Annotated in this window: 13 protein-coding genes; 3 read left to right on the top strand and 10 right to left on the bottom strand. The window is 77.2% G+C overall.

What is annotated here, in order from left to right; genetic code table 11:
• The first annotated feature begins 84 nt into the window (after positions 1-84).
• On the top strand, positions 85-660 hold the full coding sequence (locus AAHH18_RS05675) for a Dps family protein (protein WP_283320399.1): 576 nt from the start codon (positions 85-87) through the stop codon (positions 658-660).
• Between the two features lie 100 nt (positions 661-760).
• On the opposite strand, the gene AAHH18_RS05670 is transcribed toward AAHH18_RS05675, so the two are convergent.
• From AAHH18_RS05670 to AAHH18_RS05660, 3 genes are read right to left on the bottom strand one after another with little or no spacing between them, the layout of a single operon-like run.
• Positions 761-970 carry a hypothetical protein gene (locus tag AAHH18_RS05670; protein ID WP_283320400.1) on the bottom strand — a complete coding sequence of 70 codons (210 nt, stop codon included), beginning with the start codon at positions 968-970 and terminating at the stop codon, positions 761-763.
• Positions 971-1,028: 58 nt separating this feature from the next.
• A complete protein-coding gene (locus AAHH18_RS05665; protein WP_343300894.1) occupies positions 1,029-2,198 on the bottom strand; it encodes a hypothetical protein in 1,170 nt (389 codons plus the stop codon).
• On the bottom strand, positions 2,128-3,960 hold the full coding sequence (locus tag AAHH18_RS05660) for a glycosyltransferase (RefSeq protein WP_343300893.1): 1,833 nt from the start codon (positions 3,958-3,960) through the stop codon (positions 2,128-2,130). The genes AAHH18_RS05665 and AAHH18_RS05660 overlap by 71 nt, the downstream gene beginning before the upstream one ends.
• Positions 3,961-4,180: 220 nt before the next feature.
• Between AAHH18_RS05660 and AAHH18_RS05655 the strand changes: the two genes are divergently transcribed.
• Complete coding sequence (locus AAHH18_RS05655) at positions 4,181-5,467, top strand: sensor domain-containing phosphodiesterase (RefSeq protein ID WP_343300892.1); 1,287 nt, start codon at positions 4,181-4,183, stop codon at positions 5,465-5,467.
• A 9-nt stretch (positions 5,468-5,476) separates the two neighbouring features.
• Here the strand turns inward: AAHH18_RS05655 and AAHH18_RS05650 are convergent, their stop codons facing one another.
• The 3 genes from AAHH18_RS05650 to AAHH18_RS05640 form a co-directional block, all read right to left on the bottom strand.
• Entirely contained in the window at positions 5,477-6,367 is an 891-nt protein-coding gene (locus AAHH18_RS05650; RefSeq protein ID WP_343300891.1) for an aminotransferase class IV, read from the bottom strand.
• 26 nt (positions 6,368-6,393) lie between these two features.
• Positions 6,394-7,146, bottom strand: a complete 753-nt coding sequence (locus tag AAHH18_RS05645) for an ANTAR domain-containing protein (protein WP_343300890.1) — start codon at positions 7,144-7,146, stop codon at positions 6,394-6,396.
• Between the two features lie 175 nt (positions 7,147-7,321).
• Positions 7,322-8,329, bottom strand: coding sequence for a phosphotransferase family protein (locus AAHH18_RS05640; protein WP_343300889.1), 1,008 nt, complete (start codon positions 8,327-8,329; stop codon positions 7,322-7,324).
• Positions 8,330-8,420: 91 nt separating this feature from the next.
• Between AAHH18_RS05640 and AAHH18_RS05635 the strand changes: the two genes are divergently transcribed.
• Positions 8,421-9,293, top strand: a complete 873-nt coding sequence (locus AAHH18_RS05635) for a formate/nitrite transporter family protein (protein WP_343300888.1) — start codon at positions 8,421-8,423, stop codon at positions 9,291-9,293.
• Here AAHH18_RS05635 and AAHH18_RS05630 read toward each other — a convergent pair.
• The 4 genes from AAHH18_RS05630 to AAHH18_RS05615 form a co-directional block, all read right to left on the bottom strand.
• On the bottom strand, positions 9,284-10,297 hold the full coding sequence (locus AAHH18_RS05630) for a M15 family metallopeptidase (RefSeq protein WP_343300887.1): 1,014 nt from the start codon (positions 10,295-10,297) through the stop codon (positions 9,284-9,286). The genes AAHH18_RS05635 and AAHH18_RS05630 overlap by 10 nt on opposite strands.
• A gap of 248 nt (positions 10,298-10,545) precedes the next feature.
• Complete coding sequence (locus AAHH18_RS05625; protein ID WP_343300886.1) at positions 10,546-11,178, bottom strand: DUF3618 domain-containing protein; 633 nt, start codon at positions 11,176-11,178, stop codon at positions 10,546-10,548.
• Positions 11,171-11,539 (bottom strand): phage holin family protein, encoded by a 369-nt coding sequence (locus AAHH18_RS05620; protein WP_343300970.1) that lies wholly within the window; start codon positions 11,537-11,539, stop codon positions 11,171-11,173. The genes AAHH18_RS05625 and AAHH18_RS05620 overlap by 8 nt, the downstream gene beginning before the upstream one ends.
• A gap of 116 nt (positions 11,540-11,655) precedes the next feature.
• Entirely contained in the window at positions 11,656-12,531 is an 876-nt protein-coding gene (locus AAHH18_RS05615) for a hypothetical protein (protein WP_343300885.1), read from the bottom strand.
• Position 12,532: the final 1 nt, after the last annotated feature.

Genomic DNA, 12,532 nt, shown 5'->3' with positions numbered 1-12,532 from the left:
CCAGCGATTGCGGAGCCGCGCGGGTTGGGGCAGCGTGGGCCGGGAGGGCGCCGCCGGGCGCCGGACGTCACGAGGAGGACACCCATGGCCCGCACCGAGCTGCCGAAGTACACGGTCCCGTCGCTGACCGTCGAGGACGGTGCGAAGGTCGCCGAGGTCCTGCAGCAGCGGCTCAACGCGCTGAACGACCTGGCGCTCACCCTGAAGCACATCCACTGGAACGTCACGGGCCCGCACTTCATCGCGGTGCACGAGATGCTCGACCCGCAGGTCGACGCCGTCCGCGCGATGGTCGACGCGATCGCCGAGCGCATCGCGACCCTCGGCGTCGCCCCCGTCGGGACCCCGGGGGCCCTGGTCGCCGCGCGGACCTGGGACGACTACTCGATCGGCCGCGCGAGCGCGATCGAGCACCTGGGAGCGCTCGACGAGGTCTACGTCGGCGTCATCGGCGACCACCGCGCGGCCGCCGAGGCGACCGAGGAGCTCGACACGGTCACGAACGACCTGCTGATCGGGCACCTGCACGAGCTGGAGCTGTTCCACTGGTTCGTCCGGGCTCACCTCGAGTCGGCCGGGGGCGAGCTCAGCACGCAGGGCGCGCACACCGAGCAGGACGCGGCCCGCAGCGCCGGCGCCGTGGACCCGGCGGCGCGCTGACCCGGTCGCCGCACCCGGCGCCCCACGGGCGCCCACCGACGCCGAGGCCCCGGCCACCCTCGAGGTGACCGGGGCCTCGTGCCGCCCGGCGTGCGACGCCTCAGAGGCGCTCGGGCTCGTCCCAGTCGTCGGAGGCGGCGATGGGCTCGTCGTCGGGCACGAGCTCGCTCTCCCGCAGCGAGCGGGGCGCGCGGCGCGGGTCGCCGCCCGAGCGGGCGTCGGCGGCACGGAGCTCCGCCTCGGAGGTCCGGGGCTCGGCCAGGTGCTCGGCGGCGGGGTCGGAGGTGAGGTTGCGGGGGCGGGTGGTCATGACCCGGTTCTACCGCGATCCGCTGCCCGCGACCACCCCGGGCGCACGGCGCCGCGCCTCAGCCGCCCGACGCGAGGGCCGACACCCAGTCCGCGAGGGTGGTCCCGGTCGTGAGCACCACGAGCCAGGCGATCGCGATCTGGAGCAGCGCCGCGCCCACGACGAGCAGGCGCCGCCGGGGCGACGGGTTCCGCGGCGCGAGCAGCAGGACCCACAGCGCCGTCAGCACGACGTACGTCTGGCCGGCCGGGGCCCGCAGACCGAGCCACAGCGACAGGTACAGGCCCACGAGCGCGATGCCCGGGGCGATCAGGGACCACGGGTCACGCAGCCCGCGGACCGTGCCGGCGACCAGCACGAGCGGTGCCGCCAGCAGCGACAGCGCCATCTGGCGGGCGGCAGAGAGCGCGGACGCGCCGACGCCGCCGGGGAACCAGCCGTCGGCCGTCGCCCGGGCGAAGCCGCCGAGGGGGTCGTCCGAGAACCACCAGGACAGGTAGAGCCAGAACAGCACCGCCGCGACGGCCGGGAACAGCAGCACCGCGACCGTCGCCGACGTGGCGCCCTGCCCCGCGCGGCCCGCGTGTCGTGCGAAGAACGGGGCCGTCGCCGCCAGCCCGAGCGCGTACAGCCAGCCGCCCGGTTCGAGCACCACCAGCACGCCCATCGCCAGACCCGCCCGGAACCCCGCCTCCGTCGACCGCCGCTCGACGAACGACGCGATGCCGTCCAGCGCGAGGACCACCAGCGCGAGGCCCAGCAGCGACTCCAGGTCGTTCGCCGCCAGGTACGCCAGCGGCGGCGTGAGGACCAGGGCCGCGACCACGGCGGCCGTCGCCCACGGACCGTGGCCCTCGCGCACCAGCACCCCGGCGAGCCGCTGCAGCGTGAACCCGAGCACCGCGGCCGCGAACAGGCTCATCAGCAGCAGGTCGCCGCCGAGCACCGAGGCCGCCGCCGCCGACAGGGGCGGGAAGACCTCGGCCGTCCACGTCAGGGCGGCGTCGCCCCAGCGGATGAGCGCGCCCCGGGCGGCGAGCTCCTCGTTCGCGACGGCCTGCCACGGGGACGCGCGCGAGACGAGCGCGACCACGACGAACGGCGCCGCGAACGCGAGCCGCAGCAGCCAGCGCGCACCCGGGCGCGCGGGCCACGTGTCAGGCGCCGGGAGCCGGGACGCCGTCGCCCGCGGGGTGGGCTGCGGTGCCGGTGAGACCAGTGAGGCCATGTGCGGTCTTCTCCCAGTAGTGCGGTCTCGTGACGAGCTGCCACAGCGCCTTGTACGCGGCGACCGCGTGGAGCAGCCAGTAGACGGGGTTCGCCAGGCCCCAGAGCACCAGCCGGTACCGGCGGCGCTTGAACGCGCCCATCATCGACACGTAGATCATCAGGGCGCTGCCGACACCGAGGTTCGCGAGCGAGAGCCACAGCACCCACCCCGGGAACAGGGCGGCGAGGGCCGCCGGGTCGACCAGCAGGGACGCCACGAACACGGCGTACAGCGGCGGGACCGCGAGGAACGTCGCCGGCGTGCCGCCCACGAGGAACAGGAACGACAGCGCCTGCCGCGGCCCCGCGACCCGCAGCAGCCGCAGCGGGTCGCGCAGGTGCACGAGGGTCGTCTGCATGTACCCCTTGATCCACCGGGAGCGCTGCCGCACGAAGTTGGGGTACGAGGTGTTGGCCTCCTCGAACGTGGTCGAGTCGATCACCCCGACGCGCAGCCCCTCGGCCGCGGCGCGGATGCCCAGGTCGGCGTCCTCCGTGACGTTGAACGGGTCCCAGCCGCCGAGCCGCCGCAGGCCGCCGACCCGGAAGTGGTTGGACGTGCCGCCGAGCGGGATCGCGAACCGGTTGGCCTCCAGGCCGGGCAGCATGTAGTCGAACCAGAACGAGTACTCGAGCGTGAACATCCGCGTGAGCGCGTTCTCCTCGGCGTTGAAGTAGTTCAGCGCCGCCTGCACGCACACGAGGTCGTCCCCCGCGTCCCGGAACGCGAGGACGGCCTTCTTGAGCTGGTCCGGCTCGGGGCGGTCCTCGGCGTCGAAGATCACCAGGTACTCCCCCGTGGCGAACTCGAGGCCGACGTTGCAGGCCTTGGGCTTGGTCTGCGGCTGCCCGGCCGGGACGGTCACGAACCGGAAGTGCGGGGGCGGCGAGGCGGCCTCGGCGGCGGCGCGGGTCTCCAGGTCGTCCTCCTCGACCAGCACGATCACCTCGAGCAGGTGGGTCGGGTAGTCGAGCGCGCCGAGGTTGCCGATGAGCTGGGCGACGATGTTCGCCTCGCGGTACACGGGCACGAGCACCGTGTACCGGGGCAGCTCGTGGTCGGCCAGCGCGGCCAGCGCCGCCGGCGGGGTCCGCAGCACGTGCTCCATGCGGGCGCCGCGCAGCGACGACCAGAACTTGAAGCCGGTGCCGAGCAGGAACGACAGGCCGACGAGCAGCGACAGCCCGACCACCAGCGCGGCGGGTGCCAGGACCGCGGCGGTGACGGACGCGAGCGCGAGGACCACCAGCGCCACGCGCTGCCAGGGCACCAGGACCGTGCGCGCGGACTGCGCCGGCGACCGGCCCCACAGCCCGAGGCTCGCCCGCTCCCGCAGCTCCGCGCCGTACCGGTCGAGCACCGCCTGCTGGAACTCCCAGCGGTCGGCGAGCACGAGGAACGGGTCCTGCCCCACGGCGGCGGCGATGCGTGCCCGCAGCTCCGGGGTGGGCTCGTCGATGACCGCGACCACCGGGACGCCGTCCGCGCGCTGCTCCCGCGGCAGCCAGCCCTCGGCCAGCACGGTGCCGACGTCGAGGCCCGGCACGTCCAGCGCGGCCGCCGTGCGCGTCGCGGCGACGTACGGCAGCCCCCACAGGTCGGCGAGGGCACGCGTCAGCGAGACGGAGTCGAGGGCGCCGATCGCCACGAGCACCTCGCCGATGCGCGCGCCGCTGCCCGCCGCGACCTCCTGCGCCGCGTCCAGCGTCGCCGTGGTCACCAGCCCTCGGTCGACGAGGTGGTCCCCGACCCGCCGGTCCTGCTCGTGCCGCCCCACGCGTACCCCCCGTCCGGATCGGGTCAGGCTACCGACGCCCCCGGGGCGTCGCGCGGCGGGGCGGCGCCATCCGGGACCGGGGCGGGACGGCGCGGGCGAACCGTCCGCGGGCGGATCGTCGCGGACGGTTCAGGTGGTGCCGGGTCCGGCCGATGAGCAGGACGTGACCCTCCTGTGCCCGTCGGACCTGCGGGGGCGCGTGCCGGTGCCCGACCTGCTCCGCACCGGGGGCGTGCACTGCGCGTACCAGCCCGTCGTCGAGCTCGCGACCGGCGAGGTGGTCGGCCGTGAGGCCCTGCTGCGCACCCCGGAGGGCTCCGGCTGGGGCTCGCCGCTGGAGGTCCTCGACGCCGCCCAGGAGGAGGGGCTGCTCGGCGAGCTGGAGCGGGCGTCGATGTCGCGGGCGCTGGCGGACGCCGCCGAGGCCTCGCGCGGTGCCGGCCACACGCTGTTCCTCAACATCGAGCCGCGCACGCTGTCGCGTCACATCGCCCTCGTGCTCGAGACGCTCGCCCGGCGGGACCCGCACGTCCGCGTGGTCGTGGAGATCACCGAGCGCGCCCTCGCGCACGACCCGGCCGGCATCCTCGACGCGGCCGCGCGGCTCCGGGAGGCCGGGTGCGCGATCGCCCTCGACGACGTGGGTGCCGTGCCCGACTCGCTCGCGTTCCTGCCGCTGCTGGCGCCCGAGGTGATCAAGCTCGACCTGCAGCTGCTCCGCACGCTGGAGGACCCGGCGACCATCACGGTCGCGGGTGCGGTGCGCGCCCGGGCCGAGGCCACCGGGGCGCGGGTCGTCGCCGAGGGCATCGAGACGCACGACGACCTCACCCGGGCGCTGGTGCTCGGCGCGGACCTGGGTCAGGGCTGGTACCTGGGGCGGCCGCACCGCGTGCTGCCCGCCGGGGAGCGGCACACCGTGCGGCTGCACCGCGCGCCGGAGCCGCCGGAGGGCGACGCGACGCCCTACGAGCTGGTGGCCTCCCGCCGCGCGGTGCGGCTGGCGCCGAAGCACCTGCTGCTGCCGCTGTCGCGCACGCTCGAGACGGCGGCGCTGGCGCAGCGGGTCCCGCCGCTGCTGCTCGGGACCTTCCAGGACGAGCGGCACTTCACCGGCGGCTCCGCGCTGCGGTACGGGCACCTGGCCGAGCGGCTGCCGTTCGTCGGGGCGCTCGGCACCGGGGCGCCGGCGTCGGTGCCCGGCGGGGTGCGCTGGGCCCGCGTCGAACCGGACGAGGCGCTCGCCCGCGAGTGGGCGGTCGTCGTGCTCGGCGCCCACGAGTCGGTCGCCCTCGTCGGCCGCGAGGTGGGGCCGCCCTCCAGCGCGCCCGCCGGCTCGCGCGAGGACAGGTCCCGCCAGTTCGAGTTCGCGGTGACGCACGACCACGCGCTGGTGGCGCAGTCGGCGCACGCGCTGCTGCGCCGGTTCGGGGCCGACGGTCGAGACTGACCGCCGCCGTCAGGGGTCGACGTGCCGCCGCTGCCCCGCGGCGAAGGCCTCCGCCGCCGCCCGGGTCACCGGTCCCGGTGCGCCGTCGGCGACCGGTGCGCCGTCCACCGCCACGACCGGCTGGACGTCGCGGCCGGAGGAGGTCAGGAACACCTCGTCGGCCGTGGTCAGCGCGTCGTAGGGCAGGTCGGCCTCGCGCCCGCCGTACCACTCGAGCACCAGCGCGCGCGTCACGCCCGCGAGGCAGCCGGACGACAGCGGCGGGGTGAGCAGCTCGCCGCCGCGCACCACGAACACGTTGGTGCCGGTGCCCTCGCAGAGCATCCCCCGCGTGTTGGCGAACACCGCCTCGCTCGCCCCCGCGGCGTGCGCCTGCGCGAGCGCCAGGACGTTCTCCCCGTAGGACGTCGTCTTGAGGCCGGTCAGCGCGCCGACGTCGTTGCGGCGGTACGGGACCGTGACCACGGCCGTCTCGGGGTCCGGGTCGTGCCCGGGCGTGACCCCCAGCACCAGGGTCGGCGGGCTGTCGACCCGCCCGCTGCCCAGCAGCCCCGGGCCCGCGGTGAACGTGATCCGCAGCAGGTCGTACGCGCCGGTGAGCACCGCGGCGTTCGCCTCGAGCACCTCGTGCGCGGCCCTGCGCACCACCTCCGGGTCGAAGCCGCGCAGCCCGATGCCCGCCGCCGACCGTCCCATCCGCTCGAGGTGGCGCGTGAGCGCGAACAGCCGGCCGCGGTCCACCTTGACCGCCTCGAACACGCCGTCGCCCACCACGAAGCCGTGGTCCCGGGCGGACGTGGTCGCCTCGGCGTCGGGCACCAGGCGCCCGTTCACCCAGAACGTCGTGGCCGTCAGGCCGTCCACCACCGTGCTCACCCCGCGTGCGCCGTCCCGATCCACCCGGCGCAGCGTACGCGACCGCCCGGTCACGCGCCCCGGTGCACGGGCCGGCTGCCGGTGGGCCGTCGCGCGTGCTCCAGCACCGACGCGGCGACGGCCTCCAGCGTGCGGCCCTGCTCGCGCGCGAGCACGGTCAGCACGCGGCGCGCCTCGTCCTCGCCGCAGCCGCGCACCTCCATGAGCGCGCCGACGGCCGTCTGCACGCCGACCCGGGGGTGCCGCGCCGCCGCGGAGACCCGGGTCGTCGGACGGCGCGCCGGGATCGTGCTGTGCAGGGCGACGAGCGAGGCGGCCTGCCGGGCGAACCGGGCGACCCGGTGGCCGAGCTCGTCGTCCACCGCACCGGGCGCCGCCAGGTAGAGCGCCAGCGCCAGCGTGCCGCCGCGCGAGATCTCGGCGCCGACCACGGCCGCTCCGCGGAAGCCCTCCCCGCGCGCGGCCCGTCGCCACGCCGGCCACCCCGCGCCCGCGTCGACGTCGGGGACCAGCACGTCCGGGCCCCCGGCGAGGACCACGTGGAGCGGGCCGTCCGGCGCGACGCCCCGGGGCGGCAGGTCGAGCGGGACGACGGAGGCGTCCGCCACGCCGGCGACGTCGGCCCGCCGCGCCGTCTCCGCCGTGGCGGCGACCGCCTCGTCGGCGTCGCGGCGCCGCACCCACACCGACGCCGCGGCCGGGCCGCCCGTGGCCGCCGCGAGGCGACGCGTCAGCACGTCGAGCAGCCCGCGGATGCTCCGGCCCGGCTCCGTGCCCGGACCCGGTGCGCGCGGCTCCGCCATCCTCCGCCCCCTGAGGCAGCTGCCGGCGCGACCTCGCCGACGGGGCCGCTGGTGGGGGACGCGCGCTGCCGACGCGCCCGGGTCATGGTGGCACGCGACGGGCGCACGGCCGGGCGGTTCCGGCCGGTGGATCCGGTCCCGAGCGGGACCCGTCACCCGCACGGGTGACGGGCCGCTACCCCGCGAGCCCGTCGAGCACGGCCCGCAGCGTCGCCTCGCACGTGGTCCGGTGGGCGTCGGCCCCCGGGCCGGTGTAGCCGCGCGGGGTCATCTCGACGAGGAGCACCAGCGTCATCGACATCCGGTACAGCAGCAGCCGGGCGTCACCGGCCGGGGTCCCGAGCGCGAGCGGCCCGACGGCGCCCGCGGCGTCGGCGTACCCGGCCACGAGGTCGTCGGGCACCGGGCCGAGACCCGTCTGGTCGGCGCCCGCCAGCTCCAGCAGCGGGTCGCCCCACACGGCGCGCTCCGGGTCGATCACCCCGGTGAGGCGCAGCGTCCCGGGGTCCACGAACAGGTTGCCCGCCCACAGGTCGGTGTGCACCAGCGCGGGCCGGCGCACGTCCGCCAGGGCGGTGCGGTGCCGGGCCACCGCGGCCCGGATCTCGGACTCCGGGAGCCCGGTCCCCCACCGGCGCGCGTCGGCGAGCAGCGCCCCGACGATGCGGTCGAAGGCCTCCGGCCACGTCGTCCCGGCCAGGGTGGTCGCCGGGTCCGGGTAGCCGAACCGCTCCCCCGTGACGGCGTGCAGCCGGGCCATGAGCGCCCCGAGCTGGGGGCGGACCCGCGCCTCGACGTCGGGCGGCAGCGCGCCGTCGACCGCCAGCTCCAGCAGCGGGACGCCGTCCAGGTGGCTCGCGACGACGACGTCGGAGGGCACCGCCGCGCGCGTGAAGTCGGTGAGCAGCAGCCGGGGCATTAGCAGCGCCGGGCGCTCCGCGGCGAGCCGGTACACCAGCGCCTCGGTGCGCAGCAGGTCGTGCTCGTAGGTGAGCAGCCGCTCGGTCGCGGTCGGGGCCGTCTTGATCACCACGCGCGAGCCGTCGGCGAGGGCGGCGCGGAACGTCGTGGCGAACAGGCCGCCCGTGAGGCGCTCGAGGGCCACCACCTCCCCGAGCGGTGCGAGCACGCCCGGGAGGGCCGCGCGGAGGTGCTGGTCGGGGGCGACGTCGGCGTCGAGCATGCGCCCACGCTAGTGGCGGCGGCGCCCCGGTCCGCAGGACCCGCGGCCCGCCTGCTGCGGGGCGGGTCGCGCGTGTGGCACCGTGTGCGCCGTGAGTCCCGCCGACCCGCAGTCCCTGTTCCCGGGCAAGCAGTTCATCAGCACCGCCCTGGAGGTCCTCGAGACCAAGACCACCATGTCCGGCGGGCTGGCCCGGCGCTACCTGCAGCGCGCGGCGATGGCGGGCGTGCTGATCGGCCTGCTCTACGCGACGTTCTACGCGCTGGTGGCGGCCTTCGCCGCGATCGAGGTCGGCGACGGCACGCTGCGCACCGTCGGACGGGTGGTCGGCGCGGTCGTCTTCGGCTGGGCGCTGGTGTTCATCTACTACTCGCGCTCCGAGCTGCTGACGTCGAACATGATGATCGTCTCGATCGGCGCCTACCACCGCCGCACCTCGTGGGGGCGGGCGCTGCGGCTGCTGGGGCTGTGCTACCTCGGCAACGTGCTCGGCGGGCTGTTCGTCGCGGTGCTGCTGCGGTTCTCCACCCTGGTGGAGGGCGCCCCGGCCGCCGAGATGGCCGACTCCGTCGCGCACAAGCTCGCCTACGTCACCGACGGGCCTGCCGGGTGGGTCGACCTGCTCGTCCGGGCGCTGCTGTGCAACTTCTGCATCAACATCGCGATGCTGCTCGTCTACAACGGGCTCATCAAGGACGACCTGACCAAGTGCCTGGTGATGATCACGTCGGTGTTCATCTTCGCGTTCCTCGGGCTCGAGCACTCCGTGGCCAACACGGTGCTGTTCTCCGTCGTGGGGCTCCGCGACGGCATCGACCTCGGCGCCGCCGCCGGGAACGTCGGGATCGCGCTGCTGGGCAACTTCCTGGGCGGCGGACTGCTGATCGGCCTGTACTACGCCTACGTCAACGACGACTCGCAGTGGCTGCGGCAGAGCCGCGGCGAGGGTGCGCCTCAGGAGTAGCCGGGCCCCCCGGGCAGCCGGAACAGCTCCTCCAGGGTGCCGACGCCGCGGCGCTCCATCTCCGCCAGCAGGTCCTGGCCCACGTAGCGCAGGTGCCACCCCTCGGGGGCGAACCCGGTGACCGGCTGCCCCTGCGCCGTGTAGCGCAGCAGGAACCCGTGCTCGGCGGCGTGCTCCGCCACCCACCGGCCCTCGGGGGTCTGCGCGAAGCAGTCCTGGAAGTCGCACTCCGGCGCCGAGCCGCTGCCGACGTCCACCGCGAGGCCCGTCTGGTGCTCGCTGTGCCCGGCGCGCGCGGACACCTCGTCGGCCCGCGCGTCGCCGACCCGGGCCGCCCAGGCGGCGTGCACCTGCTCCTGGTACGCACGCGACCGGAACCCGCTGCGGAGCTCGAGCGCCACGCCGTCCGCCGCGGCGGCCGCGAGCATCCGGGCGAGCGGCTCCGCGACGGGGGCCCGCACCTCGTACCCCGCCACCGTCACGAGGTCCGACGGCGCCCAGTCGCCGGGGTCCAGCGGGCGCGCCTTGTTCACCACGACCCACAGGCTCGCGGGGTCGCTCGTCGAGCGCGTCGTGAGGTCGAGCCCGACCCGGGCGGGGGGACGCAGCCCGGGGAGCACCAGCGGGGCGGGAGCCTCGGGCGGCGGACGGAGGCGACCGGGCGCCCCCGGGTCGGGGTCGAGGAGCCGGTCGTCGGGGTCCGACACGGGCTCGGCGCCTGCCGCGACGGTGCCCGGGGCGTCGGCGACGTCGGCCGCCCGGGGGCTCGCCGCGTCGGTGGTTGCGGGGTCGGCGTCGGCCGCGCGGGTGGCGACCGCGTCGGTGGCGGCGGGGGCGGCCGGGCGGTCGAGGCCCGCGCTCCGGCGCGCGAGGTCGGCGGCGGGTCGGTCGGGCGCGGTGCTCGTGCGTCCGGTCACCGGACCCGCTCCGCCCGCGTCGTGCAGCGCGAGCCCCACCGCCAGGGCGCCGGCGACGACGGCGGCGGCGACCTGGACCGCGCGCATGCCGCCGCGCGCGCCGTGGCGCGGCCGCCCGTGTCGCGCCCCGCGGGGGACGGGGACGGCAGGGCGGGGGCGCCGGTCGGGGGCGGGGCGTGTCACGGACGAGGTCTCCGGGGCAGGGGGCGGGGGGTCGTCCCAGTCTCCGACGGACCGCGCCCGGCGGCCAGCCCCACGGTCGCGGCGGTCGCTCCCCCGGACGCGGCCGACGCCGCCTGCGGGACACGGCTCCCCCAGGCGGCGTCGGCCGGCGCTCAGCCCTGCTGCGGGGCCTCGCGGACGTGCTCCGCGGAGTCCTGCGCCTGGTCGCGCAGCTCCTGCGCGGCCTGCGTGCCGTGCTCCTGCACCGTGCCGACCGCGTCGGCGGCGCGCTCCTTCACGGCCTCGACGGCCTCCTGCGCCGGTGCCCGCAGGTCCTCCGCCGCCTGCTGGGCCGCCTGCTTCACCTCGGGGAGAGCGGCCTGCGCCTGGTCCTTGACCGCCTGCGCCGCCTGCTGCTCGCGACGCGAGGCCGGTAGCAGGGACGCGGCCAGCAGCCCCACGCCGAAGGCCACGAGTCCCGCCGCGAGCGGGCTGCCCTCGGCCTGCCGCGTCACCGCGTGCGGCGCGTCGCGCAGCCCGCCCGCGACGCCGCTCGTCAGGTCGCCCGCGGTCCCGCGCACGCTGTCGGCCGCGTCCCGCGCTGTGCCGCCGGCCGATCCCGCCGCGTCCTGGACGGTGCCCATGACGCGGTCGCGCACCGCGCCGACGCGGCTGCGCACCTTCTCGGCCTGACGGTGCGCGACCTGCCGCGGGTCGATCGCCTCACCGACCGCGTCCACGTCCGCCGACAGCTCCGCCCGCGTCCGCTCGATCCGCTCGCGGATCCGCTCCGGGTCCTCACTCATGGTTCGCCTCCTCGTCGCCCTTCAGCGCGTTCGGGATCTTCTTGACGGTCTCGGCGGTGCGCGGCGCGCCCCGCACCCGGCGGAGCTCAGCGCGCCCCCGGAGCGCCAGCACCGCCGCCACCACACCCCAGACCACGGCCACGACCACCGCGGACCAGGCCTTGCCGATCGGGAGCCCCCACCACAGGGCGAGCGAGAGGAACGCCAGCACGAAGTGGCCGGCCACGCCGGCCCCCGCGAGCATCCCGCTGCCGCGGCCCGCCCGCCGGGCCGACTGCCCGAGCTCCGCCTTCGCGAGCTCGACCTCCTGCCGGACGAGCTCGGAGAGGTCCTGGGTCACGGAGCCGATGAGGTCGCCCAGTGACGGGCGCTCCTGCCCGGCGCCCGGTGCGCCTCCCGCTCCCGGCTCGCCGCCGGGGGCCGGGCCCCGTGGCACGGCCCCGGGGTCCGCCGCGACCGTCGGGTCGCCCGGCCCGGTCACGGTCGGTCCTCACGCTGCACGCCCGCCAGCGGGTCGCCGCCGGCCGTGCCCGCCCCGTCGGCCGAGGGCAGGTGCCCGGGAGCCGGCGCCACCGGGGCCTCCCCGCCGCTGGCCGCCCAGGCACGCTCCTCCCCGAGGGCCGGACCCGGCTCGCGGTGCTGCGGCTCGTCCTCGCCGACCTCGAGCACCTCGGCGTTCCCGCCGGCGACGACACCGGGACCGCCCGGGCCGCCGGCGTGCTCTCCCGCACCCGCGCCCGCGGCGGACGTCGCGAGACCGCCGGCCGGCGACCCGCCCGCCGACGCCGCGGACGGCGTCGACAGTCCCGTCGTCGAGCCGGGCAGGTCGCTGCGGCCCGGCCGGGACCCGGCGCCCGCGCTGCTCGGCGACGCGTCCTTCAGCCCGCGCGCCAGCCGCCCGACGACCACGCCCGCCCCGGCCGCGAGGGCCAGGAACGCCCCGGGCCGACGCCGCGCGAACTCGGCGACCTCGCCGAGCACGTCGCCCGGCTCGCGGTCGTCCAGCCACGACGCCACGGCACCGGTGCGGCCCGCCACGTCCCGCACCAGGTCGCGCGCGAGGCCCCCGTCGGACGCGTCCGCCATCCGACCGAGCTCGTCGCCGAGGGTGCGCAGCCCCTGCGCGGCCCGCGCCTGCTGGTCGGCCGCCTGGGACCGCAGCCCCTCACGGGCCTCCCCCAGCAGGTCACGCGCCTGCTGCGCAGCCTCCGCCGCGACGCCACCGGCCCCGTCCTTCACGTCCTGCAGCAGGTCCTGCCCCGACTCCGCCGCCTGGTGCGCGAGCCCCTGTGCCTCGTCCTTCGCGGTGCCGACCGCCGCAGCGGCGCCGCCACCCGTGTCCTGAGCGCTCATC

It is taken from the genome of Cellulomonas olei, from assembly GCF_039548315.1.
Taxonomy (GTDB): Bacteria; Actinomycetota; Actinomycetes; order Actinomycetales; family Cellulomonadaceae; genus Cellulomonas.
This window is presented reverse-complemented; position numbering and strand designations above follow the sequence as displayed.

Coding starts and splice junctions, on each gene's coding strand:
- AAHH18_RS05615 (WP_343300885.1), bottom strand. CDS start 12,531: ATGAGCGCTCAGGACACGGGTGGCGGCGCCGCTGCGGCGGTCGGCACC.
- AAHH18_RS05645 (WP_343300890.1), bottom strand. CDS start 7,146: ATGGCGGAGCCGCGCGCACCGGGTCCGGGCACGGAGCCGGGCCGGAGC.
- AAHH18_RS05630 (WP_343300887.1), bottom strand. CDS start 10,297: ATGCGCGCGGTCCAGGTCGCCGCCGCCGTCGTCGCCGGCGCCCTGGCG.
- AAHH18_RS05625 (WP_343300886.1), bottom strand. CDS start 11,178: ATGAGTGAGGACCCGGAGCGGATCCGCGAGCGGATCGAGCGGACGCGG.
- AAHH18_RS05665 (WP_343300894.1), bottom strand. CDS start 2,198: ATGGCCTCACTGGTCTCACCGGCACCGCAGCCCACCCCGCGGGCGACG.
- AAHH18_RS05675 (WP_283320399.1), top strand. CDS start 85: ATGGCCCGCACCGAGCTGCCGAAGTACACGGTCCCGTCGCTGACCGTC.
- AAHH18_RS05670 (WP_283320400.1), bottom strand. CDS start 970: ATGACCACCCGCCCCCGCAACCTCACCTCCGACCCCGCCGCCGAGCAC.
- AAHH18_RS05640 (WP_343300889.1), bottom strand. CDS start 8,329: ATGCTCGACGCCGACGTCGCCCCCGACCAGCACCTCCGCGCGGCCCTC.